Genomic DNA, 25,845 nt, shown 5'->3' with positions numbered 1-25,845 from the left:
TTGAATCTTTGGACAGGGGCGCAATGTGGCCACTCCATTTTGGTATAACGCAGCCTTGGCGCTGGTTAAACCCTTATATCAATCGCGTATCCGTAAACGTGCGACCGATCCTGAACAATTACAACAAGAACTGACAGAACGTTTCGGCCCGTTTCAGCCACCCAAAAACCTGCATGCCATCTGGTTTCATGTGGTGTCGGTGGGTGAAACCAATGCTGCCCAACCGTTAATTGAACATTATTTAAAACTTGGCCATCCGGTGCTGGTCACCAATACCACCAAAACCGGTCAGGCACGCGCTAAATCACTTTTTTTAAAAGCGCCTTATCTCGATTTGTTTCAAGCCGTGTATTTGCCTGCTGACCAGAAAACTTTAATTCGTGAATTTTATCAAAAGTATCAGCCGAAACTTTTATTGCTGATGGAAACCGAGCTTTGGCCTAATCTGCTGGATCAGGCACCCCAGTTTAATGTGCCAACTGTATTGTTGAATGCGCGTCTGTCTGAAAAATCTGCCAAAGGTTATACCAAGGTCAAAGGTCTGACTAGAGGCATGCTACAGCAGTTAACCCAGCTTTTGGCACAGGATATTGCCACCCAGCAACGTTATATCCAGTTAGGAATAGTAGCCGAAAAAACCCAGGTTTTGGGCAATATCAAATTTGATATTACTGCGCCCGAGCGCTTTATCCAGCAGGCAGATCAATTGACACAGGAGTGGCAGTTAGGGGGGCGAAAGATCGTCACGTTAGCTAGTACTCATGCTCCTGAAGAAAAAGAAATTCTGAGTGCTTTAAAAGCTGCTTTAGAAGCTGATCCATATTTGGTCTGTATTGTGGTACCGCGCCATCCGGAACGTTTTGATGAGGTGTTCCAGGCTGCACAGTCTTTGGGATTAAAAACTCAGCGTCGTAGTTTAGGGCAACATATTAAAGCAGATACCCAGGTTTATTTGGCCGATTCGATGGGTGAAATGTGGCTTTGGTATGCTTTGAGTCAGGCATGTTATGTGGGTGGTTCTTTAAATGAACCAGGTGGTGGACATAATATTTTGGAGCCGATTGCGCTGAATGTGCCGACTATTTTAGGCAAAAACTATTTTAATTTTCAGACTATCGTGGATGAGTTCGTTCAGGCAGACGCAGTCGCAGTGGTGCAGGATGCCCAGCAGGCTGCAGAGGTATTACTGGAACTTTTGCAAGATCAGGTTAAGGCGGAAATCTTGAATGCGGCAGCGCAGCAAATTATGCAGTTAAATACGGGATCGCTTGCCAAGCATATTCAGGTGATTGATCAGTATCTCTAAGTGTGTGCTAGTCATATTCTCAATCTACCTTTCTGAGACAACTGGTCATTCGTAGAAGATTTCTACTTTTAAGGGATTAAAAGTAGCAAAAATCCTTTGCGGTACTGAAGGTACTTCCTGTACCTCAGTACCGCGGGCAACATCCATGTCGCCACACACGATTTCAAATTTGGCGATAATACCTAATTTGAATATTTTGCATGTTAATGTTTTGGTTTTATCTTCCTTATGAATATCGTCCTGCTTGACCCACGTCAAACCGAAACTGAACTTTGGTCCATTACCTCAACTCGGCAACTGGAACATTTACAGCAGCATTTGCAGATCCAGGTGGGAGATACGTTAAAAGTCGGAATTCGGGAAGGTCTGCGTTACCTGACTGAGATTGTCGAAATCTCTGAAAAAGCAGTGCGCTTGAAACCGCTGCAAGAAGAAGCTGTTCCAGAAAAATTGCCAGTGACTTTAATTGTGGCCTTGCCACGTCCGAAAGTACTGCGCCGTCTGATCATGGACAGTGTCACTTTGGGCGTTGAAAAAATCATTTTACTGCATAGCTATCGCGTCGATAAAAGCTATTGGCAAACCCCATTTTTACAGCAGTTAAATCATTATATCGAGCTGGGACTGGAACAGGCAGGCGATACGATTGCTCCGAAAATCGAGCTATATAAACGCTTTAAACCCTTTGTTGAAGATATCTTGCCGGGTTTGATTAGTACGGATGGTCCGGCTTATGTGGCACATCCTTATGCAGAGCAAGCGATGCCATTTGCGATTGAGCATCCCTGTACGATTATTATTGGTCCGGAGGGTGGATTTATTCCATATGAAGTTGATTTACTCATAAAAAACGGCTGCCAGGCTGTGAGCCTGGGCAACCGTATTATCCGTACAGAAACCGTGATTCCTTATGTTTTAGGTCGACTGTTTAGCACGGGCTGAAGCCTCTTCATTGCCCTCACCACGATAGACTTTGACTTCCTGTACCGGATACGGAATCGAAATATTATGCTCGGCAAAAGCCTGAATCACACGTTCCTGCACCGCACTGATTGAAGTTCCGGTGCCGGTTTCAGTGGTATCGACCCACCAGAAGGCTTTCAGGGTAATGGAAAAGTCAGCCAGCGCCGTCACATTGACACTAAAGCCCGGTTGGCTGAGGATGGTCGGATCTTTATCTAAAATAGCGGTAATCAGGTCCTTGGCTTTCTGGATGTCATCTTCATAGCCGATACCCACGACGAATTCGCAGCGGCGACGGGTATAGGCGGTATTCACCGTGACCGCACTGGTGTAGACCGTTGCATTCGGAATGACGATACGACGGCCATCCGGTGAGCGTAAAAAGGTCGCACGAATTTGGATATCTTCAACCGTCCCTTCCATGCCATTCACGATAATATCGTCGCCAATCTTGAACGGTTCACTGAGCAGAATTAACACGCCAGAAAGCAGGTTCTGGAAAATATCCTTGAAGGCAAAACCGATCGCGACCGAACCAATCCCGAGGGCACTCATCAGCTGACCTGGGGTAAAGCCAGGAACAGCAATCACCAGTCCAATCAGAATACCAAAGAAAATAATAAAGGTACTGCCGACACGGTTGAGTACCAACACCAGATTCTGACGGGTATAAGAACGGTTTTCCAAAGTTTTACGTACGAAAAACTTGAAGACTTTGGAGAGTAACCAGAAAATCGTAATCACGATCAGTGCGATACAGAAATAAGGCACACGCTCCCAGAAGCCCTCCATGATTTTGTCAATGGTGCTGTAGGCATCATTATACTTGGCGGTATGTTCAATCACGGTCTTGGTCGTTTTTTCAGTTGCCTGATGTAACAACTCCGTGGTGCCCTCAGTTACCTGGCTTAAGGTATTGTTTTGCTCTGCCACAAAAATTCCACAATTCAAATTTTGCCTATTTTGCCTGATGTTCAGCAAAAAATTAATAAGGGCTCGAAGTCACCAGTAGATAATTTTAAAAATAACGGCGCTGTTGTTAAAAGTATTTGGTGGTTTTTTGCATCATTTCCGTGGGGGTAGGGGTTTGTTCTTCACCGCTCATATAACTGAATAAAGCGATAGATCCCAACAGGCTAAGCAGGGTCAGGATAATCATCAGCCAGGCCAGAATTTTTTCCCAGAGCAAGGTGATCCGTGCCGGACCATACTGATTACTGCCGCGATCGCCCGAACCAAAAACGATATAAAGCCATACAAAAATGTTTACTACCGGCAGTAAAAATAATAGCGCCCACCAGCCACTGCGGTTCATATCATGCAAACGGCGAACGGTCACCACTAAAGCGAAATACACATAGGCCAGAACCATGACCAGTACACCGATACTGGCCAAGCCTTGCAGTGAAATCAGCCAGTTGGGATCTAGAGAATGGGTAGAAATATTCACAATATCAATACTGAGACCCAGTGCAATACTGCCAAATAAAAAAATGAAATACAGAAATGCCGACCAGGCAATAAAGCTCAAGCGTCCGAAGCGGCCTTTCATCGACAGGGGATGATCCGATGCAGGCAGCGCAGGCGGGCTAAAGTAGGGAGATTCAGGCGATTTCATAAAGCGTATCCTGCTAAATCAGATGAAATAACCACAAGCGGTCAATTTTATTTTTAAGGGCTGTGCTACAGATCATACACATTTGCGCAGAAGATTCTGTACTGTAAGTTGTGGTTTATTTTGATTGAATTTGTATAAATAATCTACGACGAAAGCATGATTGCCGGATTCGAAATAAGCAGGCCATACTGCCATTATGCATAAAAAACAATCAACAACGCAGCATTAACCTCTCGTGATGAGATAGAACAAAATCAAGGAAGTGACCTATGCAAGAGATCTATCCAGTACCCGAAGAATTTAAAAAAACAGCACGTACGCTCGAAGACCAGTACTTTGAACGTTATCAATATTCTATAGAACAGCCAGATAAATTTTGGGCAGAACAGGCGCAACGTCTGGACTGGATCAAGCCCTTTACCCAAGTCAAAAATACCAGCTTTAACAAAGACGATTTTAAAATCGAATGGTTTGCCGATGGTCAGCTCAATGTCAGTGCCAACTGTCTGGATCGGCACCTGAAAGAACATCCTTATAAACCGGCCATCATCTGGGAAGGGGATCATCCTTCGCGGCACAAGATTATTTCCTTTGCCGAGCTGCATGATGAAACCTGCCGTTTTGCCAATGTGCTGAAGAAAAATGGCATCCAGAAAGGCGACCGGGTCATGCTGTATATGCCGATGGTTTCTGAAGCTGCGATTGCTATGTTGGCCTGTGCCCGGATCGGGGCGGTGCATTGCGTGGTATTTGGTGGTTTCTCGCCAGATTCTTTGGCCAGCCGGATTGAAGACTGTCAGGCGAAAATGGTGATTACTGCGGATTCCGGCATGCGCGGCGGTAAGGCCATTCCACTGAAAGCCAATGTCGATGAAGCACTGAAACTGGCGGGTACAGACTCGATTCAAAATGTAATGGTGGTACACCGCACCGGTAACCCAATTGAAATGCAGGAAGGACGTGATCTGTGGTATCACACGGAAATTATGTCAGTGAATGACATCTGTCCACCCGAACCGATGAATGCCGAAGATCCGCTGTTTATCCTGTATACCTCAGGTTCCACCGGCAAGCCCAAGGGCGTGATGCATACCACTGGCGGTTATCTGACCTATGTGAATTGCACCTTCCGTGAAGCATTTGATATCAAGCAGGATGATGTATTCTGGTGTACCGCAGATGTGGGCTGGATCACCGGGCATTCCTATGTACTGTATGGGCCACTTTCGAATGGTACCACCACCGTGATGTTTGAAGGTGTGCCGCAATATCCAAGCTGGGCGCGTACTGGACATATTGTTGATAAGCATAACGTGACCATTCTCTATACTGCACCGACCGCGATCCGCGCCATGATGCGTGAGGGCGATGCTTTTGTACGGGAAAGTGACCGTAGCAGCCTGAGAATTTTAGGTTCAGTCGGTGAGCCAATTAATCCGGAAGCCTGGAACTGGTACTACACCGTGGTCGGTGAAAGCCGCTGTCCCGTCATCGATACCTGGTGGCAAACCGAAACAGGCGGTTTCATGATTACACCATTGCCGGGTGCGACTGATTTAAAACCGGGTTCTGCGACACGGCCTTTCTTCGGGGTACAACCGGCTATTGTCGATGCCGATGGCAAGGAACTGGAGGGTGAAGCTGAGGGAAATCTGGTGATTAAGGATTCCTGGCCGGGTCAGATGCGTACCATTTGGGGAGACCCGGAGCGTTTTATTGAAGCTTATTTCTCTACCTATCCCGGTACTTATTTTACCGGAGATGGGGCGCGTCGCGATAAAGATGGTTATTACTGGATTACCGGTCGTGTCGATGATGTCCTGAATGTATCCGGACACCGTTTAGGTACTGCAGAAATTGAAAGTGCACTGGTGGCGCATGAATCGGTAGCAGAGGCCGCTGTAGTCGGTATGCCGCATGATATTAAAGGTCAGGGAATTTGTGCCTTTGTGACCTTACAGGCTGATGTTGCCAGTTCAGATCAATTACGTGGAGAACTGGTCAGCTGGGTACGCAAGATTCTCGGGCCAGTGGCGACTCCCGATGCCTTGCACTGGGCACCGGCCTTGCCAAAAACCCGCTCTGGCAAAATCATGCGCCGGATCTTGCGAAAAATTGCAGCCGATGAGCTGGACAGTTTGGGTGATACTTCGACCCTGGCTGAACCGCAGGTGGTGGAGCATCTGATCGCAGAAGTACAGCGTAATAAAGTTTAAATTCAAGCGGTTCCAATACCGGCATTCTGCCGGTATTTTTATATCAGTCATAAGCTCTGCATGCTTTCGGATATAGTGACAGGCTGCAATCTGCTAAGCTCAAGCCATGCTGAATATAGGTCCAAAAACAATGAATATACGACAATCATATCTCGATCAGTCGCCCTTAAAGATTGCCCGGCAACTGGCTGAAACTTTTGCCCAGACTGCAGCAGAGCGGGACAAACAGGGGGGAAATCCCAAAGCCGAGCGTGACCTGATTCGTCAGAGTGGCCTGCTCGGTTTGTCTATTCCGAAGCAGTATGGCGGTCAGGGTGCAGATTGGCAGACTATTTTTAGCACCATTCAGACCATTGCCCAAGTCGACAGTTCATTGGCCCATGTCTATGGCTTCCACCATTTGTTGATTGCGACCGTGCAATTATTTTCTCAACCTGAACAATATGGCCCGTGGTTTGAACAGACTGCCCAAAATAATCTGTTCTGGGGTAATACTCTAAATCCGCTGGACCGTCGCACCACAGCCACAAAAGTTTCAGAAAACGAATATATTTTTCATGGAGATAAAAGCTTCTGCTCGGGTTCGATCGATTCAGATATGTTGTTGTGTTCGGGCTATAACGAAGCCGGAAAATTGCTGATAGGTGTGATTCCGACCCAGCGAGAGGGTGTGAGCTTTCTGGGCGACTGGAACAATATGGGCCAACGCCAGACCGACAGTGGTACCAGTCATTTTGAGCAGGTCAAAATTCATGAAAATGAATTACTGTTAAATCCGGGTCCACTGAGTACACCGTATTCCAGTCTACGGCCTTTGATTGCCCAGCTGATTTTCGTGCATCTGTTTTTGGGCGTGGCAGAAGGGGCATTTGAAATCGCCAGACAGGGTGTACAGACCCAAAAAGCCTGGTCCAAATCACTGGCAGACGATGCAGTGAATGATCCTTTTATCCAGAAGCATTTTGCCGAGTTTTATGTACAACTGGAAAGTGTACGCTTACTGGCAGATAAAGCGGTTCAGACTTTACAGGCAGCCTGGGAGCTTGGGAATGATTTAACAGCTGAGCAGCGCGGTGAAGTCTCAGTTGCCATTGCCACAGCCAAAATTGCCGCAACCAATACCTCTCTCTATATTACCCAAAATATTTTCCAGGTGATGGGTGCGCGGGCCACCACGGCCAAGCTCAATCTTGACCGTTTCTGGCGCAATGTCCGCACCCAGACCTTGCATGACCCGATCGATTATAAATATCAGGAAGTGGGGGAATGGGTGCTGACTGGAAAAGTGCCTGATCCAAGCTTTTATTCCTGATCTGAAAATAAAACAGCCTCTTTATCAGAGGCTGTTTTATTCTGGATGAAAAAGTTTGGTTTTAAATTTGCTTGAAAGCTTCAATCGCTCTTACACGAGAGGCTTTTAAATCCACGATCGGTTTTGGATAATCCAGTTCAAGATCCAGATTTTTGGCATAGGGGTCATGAATGCTTTCGGCATCCAGATGCGCCAGTTCTGGCACCCATTGACGGATATAATCCCCATTCGGATCAAACTTTTGTGACTGGCCGACCGGGTTAAAAATCCGGAAATAGGGCACGGCATCCATGCCGGTCGAAGCACACCATTGCCAGCCGCCATTGTTCGCTGCCAGATCACCATCAATCAGCTGCTGCATGAACCAGCTTTCTCCCAAGCGCCAGTCTATCAGCAGGTTTTTACACAGGAACATTGCAGTAATCATGCGCACCCGGTTATGCATCCAGCCAGTAGCCTGCATTTGCCGCATACCGGCATCGACAATCGGAATCCCGGTGTGTCCTTGTTGCCAGGCAGCCAGATCTTCAGGTGCATTACGCCACTGGATATTATCGGTATTTTCCTTAAAAGGCCGATGTCTGGATACACGGGGAAAATCAAACAGGGTATGCAGATAAAACTCGCGCCAGAGCAGTTCATCCAGCCAGGTCTGCTGACCGATATCATCAATCTGGAAATAACCGTCCTTAAACAGGATCTGCATACATTGACGGATCGAGAGAATACCGATATTCAGATATGGTGACAGGCGGCTGGTACCATCGACTGCAGGTAAATCACGCTCGGTTTTATAGTGAGCCATTTTCTCCCCGATAAAATCATCGAGCAGCTCTAAGGCAGCTTGATCCTGCGCAGGCCAGAACTGGGCAACATGATCGACCTTATAATCAACTGCAAATTTTCCCAGATCAAAGCTGGTCAGCTGGTCTGGTAATTCAAGCGGATCTTGAGGCTGAATGGCGGGATAGCAGCCCGGTATATCCTGAATCAGTCGTTCATAGCATTTTTTCTTGAATGCGCTATAGACCTGATAGGGTTGATTGGACTGATTACGGATACTGGTCAGTGGAAACAGGCTGCGATCATGATACAGCTCGACCCGGATCTGCTGCTGTTCCAGCATCTGCTGTAGCTGTGCATCACGTTGCAGTTCATTCACGCCCACTTCAATATTGGCATGTAGCGTATCAATCTGCAGTTTTTGGCACAGGCTTAGCATTTCGGCAGGCAGGTTTTGCCATAAGGGAACATTTAAAATGATTAACGGAATATTCAGCTGCGCTAACTGCTGCTTTAAGATAATGAGTCGACGCAGATAAAAATCGATTTTAATCCGGGCATCCTGATGCAGCTTCCATTGTTCGGGAGAGAGAACCACGAGAGCAAAACAGGGTCCTTGCTGGGTGGCATGCCAGAGCGCGGCATGATCATGAATGCGGAGGTCTTGACGAAACCAGATCAGTTGCATTATTAAAATTCTTGGAAAGTCGTTAGTGCAGAATTTTAAGGAATTGCTGGTCTCAAACCTAGCCAGACAACAATTTTATCACATAAAAAAATCCCCCAAGCCGAGCCTTGAGGGAGGGAGTGAGTCTGCTGAGATTTATTGGAATGATTATACGGGCTCAGCTTCTTCTTGCTGCACAGGTGTTGCCTGTTGTGCTTCAAGCTCACGGACCAAAGGCAGCACCTTCTGGCCAAAATATTCAACCTCTTCAATAAAGTGCAGGAAGCCTGACAGAATCAGATCAACGCCCACTTTTTTCAGCTCGATAATCCGTTCAGCAATCTGCTGCGGTGTCCCAATCAGATTGGTGCGGAACCCGTCATTGTATTGCACCAGATCTTCAAAGGTGGATTTGGCCCAGTTGCCTTCACCTTCCTGACTTGCTGCGCCGGCTTCACGGGTCGCTTCACCAAAAGATTTCACTGCCTGCACATTGGCCTTGCTAATAATTTCCTGCAATACAGCCTGAGCTTCTTCTTCGGTATCCCGTGCAATCACAAAGGCATTTACGCCGATTTTCACCGAGTGATGATTTGCCTTGGCTTTTTCACGAATATCATCGATCTGTTTTTTCAGCTCTTCCGGGGTATTGCCATTGGTGAAGTACCAGTCAGATACGCGAGAAGCCATATCACGTGCTGCCCGGGAACTGCCGCCCTGAAAGATTTCAATATGCGGTTTTTGTAGCGGTTTCGGACTCAGGGTATAGTCTTTGAATTGATAATATTTACTTTCAAAATTAAAGTTGTTTTGGGTCCAGACCCCTTTCAGGCTACGGATAAACTCTTCCGAACGGGCATAACGCTCATCATGTTCCGGCCATTCTTCCCCAATGGCATCAAACTCACCGCGGAACCAGCCACTGACCACATTGATCGCAATCCGGCCATTGCTCAGATGGTCAATCGTCGCCAGTTGTTTGGCAGCCAGTGCCGGCTTCCAAGGACCCGGCAGAATCGCGGCAATGACTTTCAGGCGTTCAGTTTTGGCCAGAATACCATGACTGAAACTCACCGATTCATGCTGGTTTTCTGCATTATAGCCGGCAGTAAAACGGATCTGGGTCAGAGCATAATCAAAGCCTGCCTGTTCAGCGGTTTGTGCCAGACGCACGTTATAGTCATAGCTCCAGTCGGTGCGCTGCTCGATGTTACTGACCACCAGGCCACCACTGACATTCGGCACCCAATAGGCAAATACGATATTTTTATCATTCGACATATTCATCACCCTTTGTAATGCTGTGTTCAAGCCACTTGAGTCTTTGGTGCTTTCTTGCTGTGCAAGCGCGATTCTGCGGCATCCAGACTTGGCACGGCTGCTGAAGGCAATACTTCTTCTTGTTCGATCTGCTTGTTAATGCCCAGATTTTGACTGGCTTGAATGGTTTTTTCTTTAATCACTTCAGCACGTTGTCCCTTGGCTGGTGCCCATTCCAGAATCGGTAATGCACGCGCTACAGCCAGGGTAATCCGGTCGCGGAGCAGTTCACTGTGGATGGTATATTCAGGGGTGAAATCGCGGTCGGTAGCATAGACCCCAATCGGTAAAGTCTGTGCCTGGAAGAAGCTGAATAAAGGACGCAGTTGATGTTCAAGTACCAGTGCATGACGGTCACTGCCACCAGAAGCCGCCAGTAATACCGGAACATCCACCAGCGCCGTTTGCTCGACAAAGTCAAAGAAATGCTTGAACAGGCCTGTAAATGAAGCGCGGTACACAGGAGTGCCGACAATCAGCGCATCTGCGGCTTCTACTGCTGCCAGATCATTCTGAACGCGTTGCGGCAACTGATTGCGATAAATCGCGCCGCCCAAGAGCGAACCAATTTCACTAAATTTAATGAAATGCACATTGATTGGTGTCGCTTCCCCAAGCTCATCCAGAATGGCCTGAACCAAGGCTTCGGTTTTTGAGGGGTGATTTAAACCGCCAGATACGGCAACAATATTTAAGGGTTTTTGCGCATTAAAATTAGACATATTTAGAACCTGAAAATAGGGTTAATCTCGGAATGACCCTATTAATCCCGATTCAGCGAAGGGCTGTAAAATAACGAAAAGCTGAAAAGTTATCTGATTTTGCGATATACGACAAAGGCCTGATTTTTAAGGAAGGTTTTGTGGGTAAGTGAATGATATTTATATTTATATTGAATAAAGATAAGCTTTTTCAGTGAGGAATAAGTGATATATAAAAAAGTGATGAGAATTAAACAATTATTGCAATAGTGCAAAAATGGGCAATTTTGAAGAAAAACTGCATATTATTTTAAAAATTGTAGTGTCTTGCATATCCTTAACCGGGTTGTGTGGTTAGAATAGGGACTACCGTGCCAAGATCTCTCACGTTGCCTATGAATATTTTAATCGTTGATGATCATCCACTATTTCGTCATGCCTTGATTCAAGCTGTACGTTATAGCCTGCCACAAGCCCAGATTCATGAAACTGCGGCAGTCAATGAATTTTATGAACGTCTAGAAAATGGCCCTGAGCCTGATCTTGTGCTGCTGGATTTAAACCTGCCGGGCGCTTCCGGCTTTTCTGCCCTCGTGCATGTCCGCGCACAATATCCGTCTTTACCGATTATTGTCGTGTCTGCACATGAAGAAGTCAGCATCATCCAGCGTGCGATCGCGCATGGTGCGATGGGCTATATTCCTAAATCTGCCCACCCAAGCCATATCGGTGAAGCGATTCGTGAAGTGCTAGAAGGTGAAATCTGGTTACCGCCAAATCTGCCGGCCAATATGAATTTTGATCCGCGTGCTGCCGATGAAACGGCTTTGGCAGAACGGATCCAGTCTTTGACGCCACAACAGTTCCGGGTATTGATGATGGTGGCTGAAGGTTTATTAAACAAGCAGATCGCTTATGAGCTGGATGTATCGGAAGCGACGATTAAAGCGCATGTGACTGCAATCTTCCGTAAGCTTGGCGTACAAAACCGGACACAAGCGGTATTGGCCATCAATGCACTGAATATTGAAGACCGCAAAATGTAAGTTCTGCATAGCCGAATTGAAAAAGACCTCCTTGGAGGTCTTTTTTTATGGGCGAAATCTGCAAAAATGAGTGCAAAGGCCTGAGTCAGCTAGGCGATATAATCCTGTTTGCGGGTGAAATCATCACAAAACAATGGATTTAAGGCACATTGCAATTCGTCAATCTGCTCTTCAGTGACATAACCTTTCGATTTCAGATATTCCGCCACGCGATCATCACGCAGACTCAGGAAAGTCGCATCATATACACCCAGATCCACAAACAGTGCCGCAGTTTCCAGACTGTTAAAACGATCCAGATAAACTTCATTGTCATACATCAGGAAGACATGTTCGTCGCGCGTATTCGGATCGACATGTAAACGCTGCGCCAGCTCATGTGGGCAGGTTTTGATAAATAACAGATCAGACAGCTCATCAAATTGGCTGGTGTCCAGACAATCTTCTTCATTTTTGACTTTACCCAGCCAGGCCTTAAAGACCAGTACCGCGCCACCACGCAGCAACATGCTCCAGATCTGATGACGGGTTTTTGCTGGAAGGTCCTCTGCTTCAGCTTCTAAAGACTGAATCAGCTTGTCTTCCTGTTCAGCAATCTTTTCAAATAGTCCCAGACCTTGCGGCTTGTAGGCATAAGGTTCAAAGACATCAAAATGTAATTCATCAAAGACTTGCAGTGCCAGGGGTACTGCACTCTGATACAGCGTTTCCAGTGCCTGATACTGGGCATCATTCAGCTTGCTGTATTTAAAGATCTGTGCCCAGTCAATGCTTGGCAATAAGGCGTTGGCGCCATATTGACGGTGAAACTGCTGGGTCTGATTCAGGCCCTGGTTTTGATCTATGTTCATGTGAAGAACTCCGATATGCAGAAATAGATCAGCGACCAAAAAAATTAAGGCTACATGAGATGGAAACTGATCGTTTCTTATTCCTCTATTTTTAGAGCCAAGTACAAGGGATAAAAATACGACTAAAGTTATAGTAGTGGAAAATTACTCTTTAATTTTTATTAAAAACAATAAGATAATTAATTGTAACTAAGTGTACACATGTACATTAATACATTCGTCAGTTTTTGCCATAGTGAATTAAAAAATGAGCATTTTGGTCAATTTATTCAGCTGTATTTTCGGCATATTTGCTGCTTTTAGCACATTAGAATAAATTTTATGCAAGCTAGGTAAGTTTATGTGGCAGTTGAGTATAAAAAATGCCCATTTCAGGGTGTGAAATGGGCATTGATCAGATCGTTATCTACTTAGGAGTCGGAAATTTTCAGTCCAGATAACCATGAACGTAATGAGGCCGGTTTCAGCGGTTTTTTCAGCAGAACAATGTTTAGCTCTTTTAGACGTTGCGGCAATTCCGGATCGGAATCGGCGGTAATCAACGCGACCGGAATATCCTTCGAACAATGTTCCAGAATGAAATCCAGACCGATCTTGTCCTGATTCAGATGTTGATCCACCAGCCAGACCTGAATATTTTCCTGCTGAATCAGCATGGCTGCTTGTTCAGGTTCAGTGGCTTTAAACACCTGATAACCCCATTTGGTCAATAAGGTCGACATGCCTTCCAGAATGGTTTCATCATTATCCAGACACAGAATCTTAAAGGCTTTGCTCTTTAAAGGTACGGCCTGAACCGGTGCTGCGACCACTTTCGGTGCTTCGATCACAGGCACTTCAATCATAAAGCAGGAACCTTTACCCAGCGCAGAAGACACATGTACCGGATAGTCCAGCATGCTGGTCATGCGTTGTACGATCGCCAAACCTAGGCCCAGACCCTGTTCACCCCAAGGCGAGGTGTGGCCGCAACGTTCAAATTCCTGAAACAGTTTGATGCGCTGTTCTTCGGCAATGCCCGGGCCAGTATCCCAGACGCCAATACGGATATGATTCGGTCTGCTGCTCGAACGTAATACACCGACCACCACTTTACCTCTGGCAGTATAACGCAACGCATTGCTGACAAAGTTCTGGATAATGCGGCGAATCCATTGTGGATCGGTATCAATCCAGAACTGTGCATCATGCACACTGAACTTGATACCACGCTGTGCAGCGATGGATTTGAACTGGAGTTCCAGATCGCTGAGCAGGTCATGCAGCGGATAAGCCTGACGTTTCGGCTGAATGGTGCCGCCTTCCAGTCGGGCAATATCCAGCAGGGCAGACAACATGCTTTCTGCACCATGCAAAGCACGATCCAGTTGTTGTAAGGTCTTGCGGTCTTCATCATTCTGCACGCTTTGTTCGAGTGCGGTACTGAACAGGCGCGCGGCATGCATTGGCTGCAACAGGTCATGACTGGCGGCTGCAATGAAGCGGCTTTTTGACATATTGGCCTTATCGGCCTGTTCACGCGCCAGTTGCTGCTCGGACAATGCATCGGCCAGCTGCTGGGTACGGTCCTGAACGCGGGCTTCAAGCACGGCTTCATTTTCACGGAAGGCAGTAATATCGGCGAAAGTAGTAACGAACCCGCCGCCTTCGATCGGATTGCCGCGCATCTGAATGACGCGGCCATCTTTACGAATCCGTTCAAATTCATGGGCACTGCCGACCTGCATCCAGTGAATCCGTTTCCGTACATGTTCTTCAACCGAGCCCGGGCCACATTCACCACGTTCAGCGTTATAACGGATCAGGTCTGCGATTGGACAACCGACATAGACAATATCGGTCGGATAATCGAACAGTTTCAGATACTGATTGTTCCATGCGACCAGACACATGTTTTCATCGACTACGCTGACCCCTTGGGTCATGTGATCAATCATGGTCATGATCAGATTCTGATTGAAGCGTTGCCATTGCGAGGCCTGATCGAGAATATTGGCGACCTGACCCAAGGCCAGGCCATTATTGACCATGGCGGTAGTAAGCAGGGTACGTGCTGAAGCTGCCCCGATAGTCCCCGCCAGATACTGTTCAGTGAAACGCCACCACATGCCATTGGCACTGCTGTTTTCATTCAGCTCAACGCTGTTTTGGGTACAGAATTGCTGGAAAGCGCGTGTGGTTGGGCCTTCGCCGGTAATGCGTTTGGCCAGGGTAATCAGATCGCCGACTTTTAAACGGGCAACATCCTGATGCGAATAGCTGACCTCGTTAGAAGGACTCTGCGAGGGTAGTGGCTTGGTTTCATAATAGAAGAAACTTTCGGCCTGAATCTGTTCGGCAATACTCGGACGGAAAATACGGGAAATCCAGATATACAGCAGGGTATTTAAGCCCAGTGCCCAGACTACTCCATGCGTCAGCGGATCAAAAGACTCAAAACCAATCAGGGCTTCCGGTCTTAACCAGTTCCAGCCAAAAGGACCTTGATTCAACAAGCTTTGGCTAAAGCTGCTATAGGCTTCGGGCAGGCTGCGCAAAATGGTCGGAAACAGCAGGGTATAAGCCCACAAGGCAAAACCGGTCAACAGTCCGGCATAGACACCCTGTTTACTGCCGCCACGCCAGTACAGGCCGCCGATCAGGGCAGGGGCGAATTGTGCCACCGCACTAAATGCCAGCAGACCAAAAACCGAGAGCTGGTCAATATCATTAAAGAAATTGAAGAACAGGAAGCCCATCAACATCACGCCCAGAATACAGACCCTGCGGGTAAATTTCAGCACCAGCGGCAAGCGTTTGTCATGCCGGGAAATCAGCTTTAAGCGCCACAATGCCGGCATGATCAGGTCATTACTGAGCATGATTGACAGTGCCACGGAAGACACCAGCAGCATCCCGGTAGAGGCAGAGAAACCACCCAAGAAGGCTAATAAAGTGAGCCAGTCCTGATTATAGCTGAGTGGCAAAGAGAGTACCGCCACATCCGGAATGGCCAGGTATTGTGGTGCAGCATGTAGCGCCCAGCTGGCAATGGGAATAATCGCCAGGGTAGTCAGAATCAAATAGACCGCAAACCAGCGCCGCGCACCGCGGATATGTTTTTCATCGCGCAGCTCAACCACCGCTACATGGAACTGGCGCGGCAGGCAGATAATGGCCAGTGCCGCCAGCAAGGTCTGAATCCAGAAACTTTGTGGTACGCCAAACAGTTGCACATCATGAAAAGTGGTACTGATATCGCTACTGATCTGTGCCAGATTTTCTGGTGCTTCAAACATAAAGAAACAGGCAACTGCCAACAGGGCAAAAAGTTTAACAAAAGACTCAAATGCCACGGCCAGCATCAACCCGCCATGCTGTTCAGTATTGGCAATCTGCCGGGTACCAAACATCATCGCCAGTATCGCCAGAACCCCAGTCAGAAACAGCACGCCATTGGTCGTGCCGGTTACACCTGCGGAAGGTTCCAGGATGACGGCGGCACTTAAGGCAATCGCACGTAACTGCAAGGCCAGATAAGGCACAATCGCTACCACCGCCAGAATGGTTACCAGCGAGGCGAGGGGACCACTTTTACCATAGCGTGCTGCGACAAAGTCAGCGATCGAAGAAATGGCATGATGCTGTCTCACCCGTCCCAGACGGCGCCAGATGTCATAGCCGACAGCAACAAAGAGTAGCGGACCCAGATAGATCGGCAGGAAAATAATCCCTTCACGTACCGCAGCACCCGTGGCGCCGTAAAAGGTCCAGGAGGAGCAGTACACTCCTAAAGTTAAACTAAACAATAGCATACGCCCACGGGTACTCAGCCGGCTGGCATGTTTTTCCCCGTAGAAAGCGCAGATAAAGAGTAATGCGATATAGAGGGCGAGTACCCCTATGATGAGCCAACTGTTCATATAGCCTGATGTGTACTGAGCATGCCGCTATGATAACGCATCGTGAACGCTACAGTTTAAATTGATCATTTTTTAACGACCAAAGTCTAAATTACAAGCACCTACGATTATTGTTAACTTGCAACAGTGATAATTCGAATTAAAAAATAGGCAGCCCAAGGTTGGGCTACAGGAGTAGTAATTATGGATGAGGTACAAGTAGATCGTATTCTACAAAATCCAAAATTCAAGGAAATGGTCCGCAAGAAAAGTATGCTCAGCTGGACGTTGACCGGCATTATGCTATTTGTCTATGTGGGTTTCATGTTGCTGGTTGGTTATAACAAAGAATTTCTATTGTCTTCAATTTCAGGTGGTGTGACCACGTGGGGTATTCCACTTGGTCTGGGTATCATTGTCCTGTCGTTTATCTTGTGTGGTGTGTATTCCTACATTGCCAATAACAAACTTGATCAATTGACTGAAGAAGCAATCCGTGAAGTCGAAGCGATTGCTCATGAAAAAGGACACCACTAAGATGAAATGGAATTCTCTTATTGCCTTGGCGACCACGACAGTGGCTTCAGGCGTTGCATTCGCTGGTCCTGATCTGGGTGCAGCAGAACAGCAGGCGACCAACTGGCATGCGATTATCATGTTTGTGATTTTCGTAGGTGCTACGCTGTTTATTACCAAATGGGCAGCAAAACAAACCACCAATACCAAAGACTTCTATACGGCCGGTGGCGGTATTTCCGGTTTCCAGAATGGCCTGGCCATTGCCGGTGACTATATGTCAGCTGCATCGTTCCTGGGTATTTCCGCGATGGTGTTCCTGTCCGGTTTTGATGGCTTGCTTTATTCACTGGGTTTCATGGTGGGCTGGCCGATCGTATTGTTCCTGGTGGCAGAACGTCTGCGTAACTTGGGTAAATACAACCTGTCAGACGTAGTGTCTTTCCGTCTACAGGAAAAACCGGTACGTACCTTGGCTGCTTTAAGCTCGCTGGTTGTGGTTGCGTTCTACCTGATTGCACAGATGGTGGGTGCAGGTCAGCTGATTAAACTTCTATTCGGTCTGAACTATAATATTGCAGTCGTGATCGTTGGCTTGTTGATGATGGCTTACGTGATGTTCGGCGGTATGTTGGCAACCACTTGGGTACAGATCATCAAGGCGGTAATGTTGCTGTCTGGTGCGACCTTTATGGCATTCATGGTCATGAAAGGCGTGGGCTTCAGTTTTACCAACATGTTTGAACAGGCGATTGGTGTTTATTCAAAAGTGCATGACTTGAGCCTGACAGATGCGACCAAAATCATGGGTCCGGGTAGTCTGGCGTCTAATCCGATTGATGCAATCTCTTTAGGTCTGGCATTGATGTTTGGTACCGCAGGTCTGCCACATATCCTGATGCGTTTCTTCACGGTAAAAGATGCCAAAGAAGCGCGTAAATCAGTCGTAGTTGCTACAGGTTTTATTGGTTATTTCTACCTATTAACCTTCATCATTGGTTTTGGTGCGATTCTATATGTATCGAACAACCCGCAATTCCTTGATGTTGCGAAAATGGCTGTGACTGGCAAGCTGGAGCTGGTGGGTGGTAATAACATGGCGGCGGTGCACCTGTCTGATGCAGTGGGCGGTGACCTGTTCATGGGCTTCATTTCTGCAGTTGCATTTGCCACGATTCTTGCAGTCGTTGCTGGTTTGACCCTGTCAGGTGCTTCAGCAATTTCGCATGACTTGTATGCCAACGTGTTGAAGAAAGGCCAAACCACGCCTGAATCTGAACTACGTATGTCTAAAATTGCGACTTTAGGTCTTGCGATCTTCGCGATGATTCTCGGGATTCTGTTCGAGAAACAAAACGTAGCCTTCATGGTCGGTCTGGCATTCTCTGTTGCGGCATGTGCCAACTTCCCGGTACTGGTATTGTCTATGTTCTGGAAAGGCTTGACGACACGTGGTGCCGTGATTGGTGGTGTTGCAGGTCTGGTAACCGCAGTAACCTTGATTGTGCTGTCTAAAGCAGTATGGGTCGATACTTTGGGTATTTCTGATACGCCAGTGAACCCGTTCAATGGTCCTGCAATCTTCGCGATGCCATTGTCATTCTTGTGCTGCTGGTTGTTCTCTGTGACGGATAATTCGGCACAGGCTCAGGCAGAACGCAAAGCCTTTGATGCCCAGTTTGTACGTTCACAAACCGGTATTGGTATCTCAGGCGCATCGGATCACTAAGATCTGCGCTACGCTAAGAAAGCCCCGTCAGGGGCTTTTTTTATGGAGATATAATCAAGCTTTCTCTTTAGCATAAGCGCCGTATTGAATTGAGATGGCTGCATTTGTGCAGCGTTATTTCAGTAATTTTCATACAAATCGCATATCTGCAAGCGGATTTAAGCATGCTATGTTAAAAGCTGCTAACAATAACAATGTGTTCCCTACATGACGATAGTAACAAGAAGAGCAACAAGAAGGGCATTATGAAGCAATCTCTGCAACAGTTCTGGAACAGCTTTACCCATTTGCCTTCGGCATGGTTGTTGTGCCTGCAATTGCTGATCTTGATCTTGTCGGTATTGAGTTATGAAAGCGTGTCTTATCGGGCGGGAACCTGGGTGCTGGGTGTTCTGGTTTTGCTGGTGATTGCCAGAGTCATTCGCCAGACTCCGATGTTTACCATTTTAGGACTCAGCTTTGTCGCCGGCGCGATTTTCTTCTCCTCTTTGATTGTGCTGGGCCTGCGTTATACCTGGATCCATGTCACCGCCAACCTGTTTGAAGCCGGTGCTTATTTCAGTGCAGCCTATGGCCTGCTACGTTATATGTTTCATGACCGCTATCTGACCAAGGATGAACTCTTTGCCGCTGGGGCGGTATTTACCTTGCTGGCCTGGGGCTTTGCCTTTCTTTACAGTACTTGCCAGCTCTTGGTGCCGTACAGCTTTTCAGACCCCGATCTGCAAGCCTATCAACCCTGGCTGGATCTGATTTTTCTTAGTTTCAGTGTGCAATCTGCAACAGGACTGTCTGATATCATGCCGGTCAGTCCGGTCGCACGGATGCTAGCCATTATCCAGATGTTTGTCGGGGTGATGTATCTGGCGCTGATTGTATCCCGCTTAATTGCCTTGCAATATATCGCACGTCTACCGCATAAAAAGAACGTGAAAAATAGAGAAAACCCGCCTGGGCAATGAGACTCATCCTTTTATTGTATTTGTTACAGTAACTTAACGGCTTTATTTTGTGTCACATCCTAAAATAGCAGGAGATCTAGCTCCCATAGACTGAATCTGTCTGATCATTTTGACCTTACCAATAATTATTTGACGCTGTTTGTCGATCCAATTTTTAAAAAATGGAGGATGTATGCCTTCCACAAAACCATCCTGTTTTGCCAATATCAATCCAAATGTTTTTATCAGTACTGTCGCCATTATTGCGATATTTTTAGCGTTGGTCGTATTTGCACCCGATGCTTTTTCAGTTTTTACCCAGCAACTGAACCAGTGGATTACCACGTCCTTTAGCTGGTTCTATGTATTGTCGGTGGCGATATTTATCATCCTTCTGGCTTATATTGCCCTGTCGGATATGGGCAAAATCAAACTGGGGCCCGAGCATAGTCAACCGAAATATAGCAGTGCCTCCTGGTTTGCGATGTTATTCACCGCAGGCATGGGGATTGGCCTGATGTTCTTTGGTGTGGCCGAACCGGTGATGCATTATGTCACGCCACCTGCCGGTGAACCTGAAACCGTACTGGCTGCACAACAATCTATGCGGGTCACCTTTTTCCACTGGGGCTTACATGCCTGGGCCATTTATACGCTTGTTGGCCTGTCGTTAGCTTATTTTGCTTATCGGCATCAATTGCCTTTAAAAATCCGTTCGGCCTTGTATCCGCTGATTGGTCAAAAGATCTATGGACCGATTGGAGATGGCGTCGATACCTTTGCCACCATTGGTACGGTATTTGGTGTCGCTACTACGCTTGGTTTCGGGGTGACCCAAATCAATTCAGGTTTGAACTATTTGTTTGGCATTGAACAGGCACCCAGTACTCAGGTCATTTTGATTATTGTGGTCAGTGCCATGGCGGCGACTTCTGTATTTTTTGGATTAGACAAAGGAATTAAACGTTTATCTGAACTAAATTTGGTACTTGCACTGCTGTTGCTGATTTTTGTCTTTGTGGCAGGTCCGAGTATTTATCTGTTACAGACGACTATTCAGAATGCCGGCCAGTATGTTTCAAATCTGTTCAGTATGACCTTTAATCTGTATGCCTATCAGCCAAGTGGCTGGATTGGGGGCTGGACCATCATGTACTGGGCCTGGTGGATTTCCTGGTCGCCATTTGTCGGGATGTTTATTGCCCGGGTCTCGGAAGGCCGCAGTATTCGTGAATTTATCGTGGGTGTATTGCTGATTCCGACTGGATTTACCCTGATCTGGATGGGCTTTATGGGCAATGCCGCACTGTACAGCATTATGCATGAAGCCAATACTGGCTTATTAGAGGCAGTTCAGCGTGATTCATCAGTGGCCCTATTTGAGTTTCTGAACAATCTGCCTTTCAGCTCAGTGACCAGCATCATTGCAACTTTACTGGTCATGCTGTTCTTTGTGACTTCTGCCGATTCAGGGGCATTGGTGACTGATTATCTGACAGCGAAAAGTGATAATTCACCGACTTGGCAGCGTCTGTTCTGGACCGTACTCATGGCTTTATTAGCCATCATCCTTTTGCTGGCCGGTGGCTTAGAGGCCTTGCAATCGGCCACGATTATGAGCGCTTTGCCATTTACATTTATTATGCTGCTGATGTGTTGGGGATTAATCAAAGCCCTACATCTGGATGTCACCAAAATGCATGCACTGCAAGCCGCACGGATTACCCCGCGTGCGATCCAGAATCCACGCAGCTGGCAACAGCGCTTAGGCCTGATCATGCATTATCCGCATACTCAGGAAGAGGTGCAGCAGTATATTCACAATACGGTGAATAAGGCATTTCTCAGCTTTCAAAGTGAATTGAAACGGCGCCGATTACATGTAGCGATTAGCCCGCTAGAAGACGGTATACAGCTCCGTGTTGATCATCAGGATGAAATTAATTTTATCTATCAGGTCAATGCCACTCAGACTTTAAGTCCAAGCTTTATGGCTGAACTGGAGAATGCGGGAGTAGATTCCTATCAGGCAGAAGTCTTTTTAAGAGAAGGTGGGCAGGGTTATGATGTGATGGAGTGGACGCAAGAAGATCTATTGCAGGATATCATTGATCAATATGAACGTCATTTGCACTTCTTAAGTCTGGTACGTACGCCTGAGTAAATAGAGTCATAAAACAATAAAAAAGGATGCAATATGCGTCCTTTTTTGATTCAGAATCTAATCAGAAATTAGAAACGGAATTTGGCATTTACGCCGATCGTTTGAGTATCACGAACTTGAGCAGTTTGCGCAAGATTTGCTTCGTAGTTAGCATTTACATAAGATGCGCCAACTGCAACAGCAGGAGTAATGAAGTAGTTTACGTTCGCGCCCCAAGCTTTGTCTGGAGAACCAGCAAAGCTAGATTCCATATAAGAAGCACCAACGCTTAACTGTGGGTTAAGGAAAAGAGTTGTACCTAAGTTGTAGGCAGTATCTTCACCATAAACTAAACCGCTTTCAAAACCAATTGACATGTTAGTACCGTCGATTGCACCAACGTATTTAGTACGTGCAGTGATCGCATCTGTCTTATCAGCAATTGTTGCAGATTCAAGAGCAGCTTTAGCAACGCCGTTAGACACAATATTGAATGCATCTAAAGAAGCTTGGTCAGCAACGCTGGTATAACCAACAGCAACTAAGAAGTTAGGAGCAACTAAAGCACCAAGTTCTAATGCATAACGGTCGCCTTGATCGTCAGTTGCGTTAGCAGTTTTGCTATCAGCAATGGTATGGCTATAAGAAGCGCTTGCATAAACAGGCACAACTGAAGTTGGAACGTAAGCTTCACCTTTTACGCCGTAAGTATGATTTACAGTACGTGAACGTCCAGCTTCTTCTTGACCGTTTTCGCCATAGCTATACGCTAGAGCAACATTAGAAGCTTGGTTCAGGAAAGCAGCTTCAGCTAAAGGACCTTTAGAAGCGTCTACATCTTTGAAGTAGTAAGTACCTTGAACAGCGCCAGTGAAGTCTTTGTCATTTGCAGTGTTGTCGATGTACTCTGACTGACCTTGAACTTCGAATTGATATGCTTGAGCACCGGTCATCGCTAATAATACAGCAGTGGCTAAACCTAGTTTTTTCATGATATTTACCATTTTGTTACAAAAGATGTACAACATAAAACGTATTGTATTGTAACAATTTATTAAGTCAATCCAATTCGAAATCGCTATTTTTTTAAGCTAAATCATTGTATTAATTTTGTGTAAAATTCAAGTATTAGGCTCCGAAGCTATTTTATATAAAAACTCTTGTATAACAAAAATCTAGACTTTAAATATAGAATCGGGACTAAAGATTAAGGAGAAATTATGTTGTTATTTTAATCAATTAATACGATTAATTATAATATATTTATCTATTAAAACAATTAATAATAGGTGAGTTAATTCATAAATGTGTCAAGAAGTGCAAAATGTCTGGCGCATCAGGTCTTTGATTGGATTGCTTGATTTTAAAGCATCATCAGCTTGGATCTTAGAATAGGTGTCTGTTTTTTGAGCTAAATGGGCATGTTTTATAATCTTGACTGGAGCAATCGGCTTTACATTTTGAGGGGAATTTTACATAATATGAAAATCAAGTTAGAGTTCACACTTTTATAGTGATTTAGCCTGATTCTCCACAATTTTTTGTTTTATCGCCCAGCTTTCCCCAAGGTTGGGCTTTTTTTGTCCAGCATTTTTTATTTCGGATCATTCCGTTTCTGAAAAACCTTTAATTAAAAAAGATGATAAGAAGAAATATTATAATAATTTTAAGCACCAAAATAGTGCATATTAAAAAGTAAAAATGTAGGTCTAAAATTCAATAGCTAAAAAAAACCCCAATTTTCATAGAAAATCGGGGTTTTTTCGCCAAAATTTGCGGGTAAACTAAAATATCTGCTGAGGAATAATTTAACTCGCCCTAATGCGGTGCATTATGCACCTATTTGTTGCAGGTGTAAATAGTGCAGAAAGCAAGTTTTTATATTTTTTTAGCTGCTTAAATTCCCTTGTTTTTGTAAGACTTTATAGAGAGCTATGGTCACGAAAACCTGCATTAAAGGTTCAAATGAACCAACTTAAGTATCTGAAAAATAATAGATGATAAAAATTCATTAAAAACATAAGTGAAGTAAGACTAAACGCTTTAAGACCATCCTGTTTTATTTGTATAATAATCAATCTATTTAGCTTTGCTTGTCATATTGGGGCGTAATACAACAGCATGAATACCTTACGCTCTGAGTGGATCAGTAAACGTTTGTACTGGTCGATGTCGATTATTATTTTATGTTTACTTTGCATCTGTATTCCCTTAATTGTGAGTAGCAGTCAAAGTTATTTAAAATCCAGACAAACTTATCAACAATTGAATGCCTTACAGCAGGTCGCTGATCTGGCGAATAAAATTTCGCGTGAGCGTGCGCCTGCCAATAAAGCCATGTCCAGTTCGGTGCAGGCATTTGCCCAGCATCAGCAAGAGTTAATCAGCTATCGTCAACAGGTGGATCGGCAATTGTCCCAGACCGCGGATGTCTTGACGGAGGTCGGGTTTAATAACCTGAGTCAGCAACTTTCACAGCTTGAAAATAGTTTGAAAAAAGGACGTGCACAGGTTGATGCCTATACCCGGATGCCACGTCAGCAACGCAGTGCGCAAGAGCTTGATCAGGCAATTCTGGCCATGTTTGCTGCCTGGGAAAGTTGCCGTGAACTTTTGCGTGACGTGGCGGTGGCTTCAGATAGCTCGTCCACCCCTCTGAATAACTATATCAGCCAGATTCTATTTTTATCTGATTTGCGCGATCAGGCGGGGCGGGTTGCCTCGTCCGTCATGGCGCATGTGACATTTGAAACGCCGCTCCCGACTGAAAATATTACCCGCTCTTTACAGACCCAACATCAGGTACGTTATTTGTGGGCCTTGATTGATACCATTCAACCTGTTCAAGATAAGACTGAGGAATTCATCCGTTTACATCGGCGGGTAGAAACGGAGTTTATTCAGCAGGGCTTACCCATTGTGAGTGAGCTGATCAGTGACAGTCTGGAACAACGTGACTACCGTTTAAGCGGAACAGAGCTGACTGAAGCGATTGTAGATAAATTTGCGACTGTGGTGGATCTGCAAACTTACCTGCTGCAATACAGCAGAGATGCGGCTATTCAAGAAATGAACAGCAATATGCAGCGTTTGATCTGGAGTGTACTGGTATCACTGATTTCATTACTGACCGCGATTTCAACCATGATTTTTGCACGTAAACAGGTTTTTCTGCCGCTGATTCAGGCACGCCGCATGTTGTTGAGTTTGTCTAAAAACTCGGGTCGTCAGAAAATTGATATGCGGCTGCGTGAAGTGAATCATTCTGATTCTTTATTCGCTGCCATTCAGAAATTGCAACAGATGTTGCAAGAACGTGATGCGCTGGAATTCCGTTTAAAGAATATTGCCCATTCCGATTCCTTGACCGGATTATCGAACCGTTTCGCGCTAGAAGAATATATTCGTTTTATGGAAAATCAGCCGGGTCAATTGAGCCAAACCTGTTTGATGATTATTGATATTGATCATTTTAAACAGGTGAATGATCAATATGGGCATATTATTGGCGATCAGGTGATTCAGCTGGTGGCCGAGCGTTTAAAGGCCAATGTCCGTGCTACAGATTTGCTGGTACGTTATGGGGGCGATGAATTTCTGGTGCTGATTGAAAATATCCAGATGCAGCAGGCATTGATTGTGGCCGATAACATTCGGGCTGAAGTGGCTGAGCGTCATATTGTGACTGCAGCAGGAGACGAGATTCAGATTTCGGTCAGTATTGGGGTTGCCATTGGTGCCGTGTCCTGGATGGCTTTATTGTCAAATGCAGATGATGCTTTGTTTGCAGCAAAGGCCAAAGGACGTAATGCGGTGGCAGAGGTTTAGTTCAAAAGACTGTTTTCTCTACTT

Annotated in this window: 18 protein-coding genes; 10 read left to right on the top strand and 8 right to left on the bottom strand. The window is 45.9% G+C overall.

Features of this window, described 5'->3' with window-relative positions; all coding sequences use genetic code 11:
• The first annotated feature begins 25 nt into the window (after positions 1 to 25).
• Positions 26 to 1,306, top strand: a complete 1,281-nt coding sequence (locus tag AC13CK_RS05990; protein WP_482831009.1) for a 3-deoxy-D-manno-octulosonic acid transferase — start codon at positions 26 to 28, stop codon at positions 1,304 to 1,306.
• A gap of 228 nt (positions 1,307 to 1,534) precedes the next feature.
• Positions 1,535 to 2,248: a 16S rRNA (uracil(1498)-N(3))-methyltransferase gene (locus AC13CK_RS05985; RefSeq protein WP_441298965.1), complete on the top strand. Its 714-nt coding sequence runs from the start codon at positions 1,535 to 1,537 to the stop codon at positions 2,246 to 2,248.
• Here the strand turns inward: AC13CK_RS05985 and AC13CK_RS05980 are convergent.
• Together AC13CK_RS05980 and AC13CK_RS05975 are read right to left on the bottom strand one after the other, a co-directional pair.
• On the bottom strand, positions 2,222 to 3,202 hold the full coding sequence (locus tag AC13CK_RS05980) for a mechanosensitive ion channel family protein (RefSeq protein WP_114540950.1): 981 nt from the start codon (positions 3,200 to 3,202) through the stop codon (positions 2,222 to 2,224). The genes AC13CK_RS05985 and AC13CK_RS05980 overlap by 27 nt on opposite strands.
• Positions 3,203 to 3,308: 106 nt before the next feature.
• On the bottom strand, positions 3,309 to 3,887 hold the full coding sequence (locus AC13CK_RS05975) for a DUF805 domain-containing protein (protein WP_005108134.1): 579 nt from the start codon (positions 3,885 to 3,887) through the stop codon (positions 3,309 to 3,311).
• Between the two features lie 269 nt (positions 3,888 to 4,156).
• Here AC13CK_RS05975 and acs point away from each other — a divergent pair, with 269 nt between their 5' ends.
• Both acs and AC13CK_RS05965 read left to right on the top strand, forming a co-directional pair.
• Positions 4,157 to 6,103, top strand: coding sequence for an acetate--CoA ligase (gene acs / locus AC13CK_RS05970; RefSeq protein WP_482831008.1), 1,947 nt, complete (start codon positions 4,157 to 4,159; stop codon positions 6,101 to 6,103).
• 130 nt (positions 6,104 to 6,233) lie between these two features.
• Positions 6,234 to 7,415: an acyl-CoA dehydrogenase family protein gene (locus AC13CK_RS05965; RefSeq protein WP_482831007.1), complete on the top strand. Its 1,182-nt coding sequence runs from the start codon at positions 6,234 to 6,236 to the stop codon at positions 7,413 to 7,415.
• A gap of 61 nt (positions 7,416 to 7,476) precedes the next feature.
• Here the strand turns inward: AC13CK_RS05965 and AC13CK_RS05960 are convergent, their stop codons facing one another.
• The 3 genes from AC13CK_RS05960 to msuE all read right to left on the bottom strand — a co-directional run bounded on the left by AC13CK_RS05960 (position 7,477) and on the right by msuE (position 10,907).
• Positions 7,477 to 8,886: a cryptochrome/photolyase family protein gene (locus AC13CK_RS05960; protein WP_425879956.1), complete on the bottom strand. Its 1,410-nt coding sequence runs from the start codon at positions 8,884 to 8,886 to the stop codon at positions 7,477 to 7,479.
• 147 nt (positions 8,887 to 9,033) lie between these two features.
• Complete coding sequence (gene sfnG / locus AC13CK_RS05955) at positions 9,034 to 10,146, bottom strand: dimethylsulfone monooxygenase SfnG (protein ID WP_425879955.1); 1,113 nt, start codon at positions 10,144 to 10,146, stop codon at positions 9,034 to 9,036.
• A gap of 26 nt (positions 10,147 to 10,172) precedes the next feature.
• Positions 10,173 to 10,907 (bottom strand): FMN reductase, encoded by a 735-nt coding sequence (gene msuE / locus AC13CK_RS05950; protein WP_004647265.1) that lies wholly within the window; start codon positions 10,905 to 10,907, stop codon positions 10,173 to 10,175.
• A 374-nt stretch (positions 10,908 to 11,281) separates the two neighbouring features.
• On the opposite strand from msuE, the gene AC13CK_RS05945 reads away from it, so the two are divergent.
• Positions 11,282 to 11,932 (top strand): response regulator, encoded by a 651-nt coding sequence (locus tag AC13CK_RS05945; RefSeq protein ID WP_004281370.1) that lies wholly within the window; start codon positions 11,282 to 11,284, stop codon positions 11,930 to 11,932.
• Between the two features lie 89 nt (positions 11,933 to 12,021).
• Here AC13CK_RS05945 and AC13CK_RS05940 read toward each other — a convergent pair whose 3' ends face one another.
• Together AC13CK_RS05940 and AC13CK_RS05935 are read right to left on the bottom strand one after the other, a co-directional pair.
• Positions 12,022 to 12,783, bottom strand: a complete 762-nt coding sequence (locus AC13CK_RS05940; RefSeq protein ID WP_425879954.1) for a hypothetical protein — start codon at positions 12,781 to 12,783, stop codon at positions 12,022 to 12,024.
• 410 nt (positions 12,784 to 13,193) lie between these two features.
• The gene (locus AC13CK_RS05935; RefSeq protein WP_425879953.1) at positions 13,194 to 16,685 is read right to left on the bottom strand and encodes a hybrid sensor histidine kinase/response regulator; all 3,492 of its coding nucleotides are present in this window, start codon (positions 16,683 to 16,685) and stop codon (positions 13,194 to 13,196) included.
• Positions 16,686 to 16,868: 183 nt separating this feature from the next.
• On the opposite strand from AC13CK_RS05935, the gene AC13CK_RS05930 reads away from it, so the two are divergent.
• The 4 genes from AC13CK_RS05930 to AC13CK_RS05915 all read left to right on the top strand — a co-directional run bounded on the left by AC13CK_RS05930 (position 16,869) and on the right by AC13CK_RS05915 (position 22,014).
• Positions 16,869 to 17,201, top strand: a complete 333-nt coding sequence (locus AC13CK_RS05930) for a DUF485 domain-containing protein (protein ID WP_004281374.1) — start codon at positions 16,869 to 16,871, stop codon at positions 17,199 to 17,201.
• Position 17,202: 1 nt separating this feature from the next.
• A complete protein-coding gene (locus AC13CK_RS05925; protein WP_005261570.1) occupies positions 17,203 to 18,909 on the top strand; it encodes a cation acetate symporter in 1,707 nt (568 codons plus the stop codon).
• A 245-nt stretch (positions 18,910 to 19,154) separates the two neighbouring features.
• Positions 19,155 to 19,871: an ion channel gene (locus tag AC13CK_RS05920; protein ID WP_004647270.1), complete on the top strand. Its 717-nt coding sequence runs from the start codon at positions 19,155 to 19,157 to the stop codon at positions 19,869 to 19,871.
• 172 nt (positions 19,872 to 20,043) lie between these two features.
• Positions 20,044 to 22,014 (top strand): BCCT family transporter, encoded by a 1,971-nt coding sequence (locus AC13CK_RS05915; protein WP_180180821.1) that lies wholly within the window; start codon positions 20,044 to 20,046, stop codon positions 22,012 to 22,014.
• Between the two features lie 68 nt (positions 22,015 to 22,082).
• Here AC13CK_RS05915 and omp33-36 read toward each other — a convergent pair whose 3' ends face one another.
• Positions 22,083 to 22,997 (bottom strand): porin Omp33-36, encoded by a 915-nt coding sequence (omp33-36, locus tag AC13CK_RS05910; RefSeq protein WP_257220113.1) that lies wholly within the window; start codon positions 22,995 to 22,997, stop codon positions 22,083 to 22,085.
• A gap of 1,117 nt (positions 22,998 to 24,114) precedes the next feature.
• On the opposite strand from omp33-36, the gene AC13CK_RS05905 reads away from it, so the two are divergent.
• Positions 24,115 to 25,821, top strand: coding sequence for a GGDEF domain-containing protein (locus tag AC13CK_RS05905; RefSeq protein ID WP_482831004.1), 1,707 nt, complete (start codon positions 24,115 to 24,117; stop codon positions 25,819 to 25,821).
• Positions 25,822 to 25,845: the final 24 nt, after the last annotated feature.

The sequence above is a fragment of the Acinetobacter sp. L-24 genome (genome assembly GCF_056857555.1).
The sequence above is the reverse complement of the archived record's forward strand: the minus strand, read 5'-3'. Positions and strand labels throughout refer to the sequence as shown.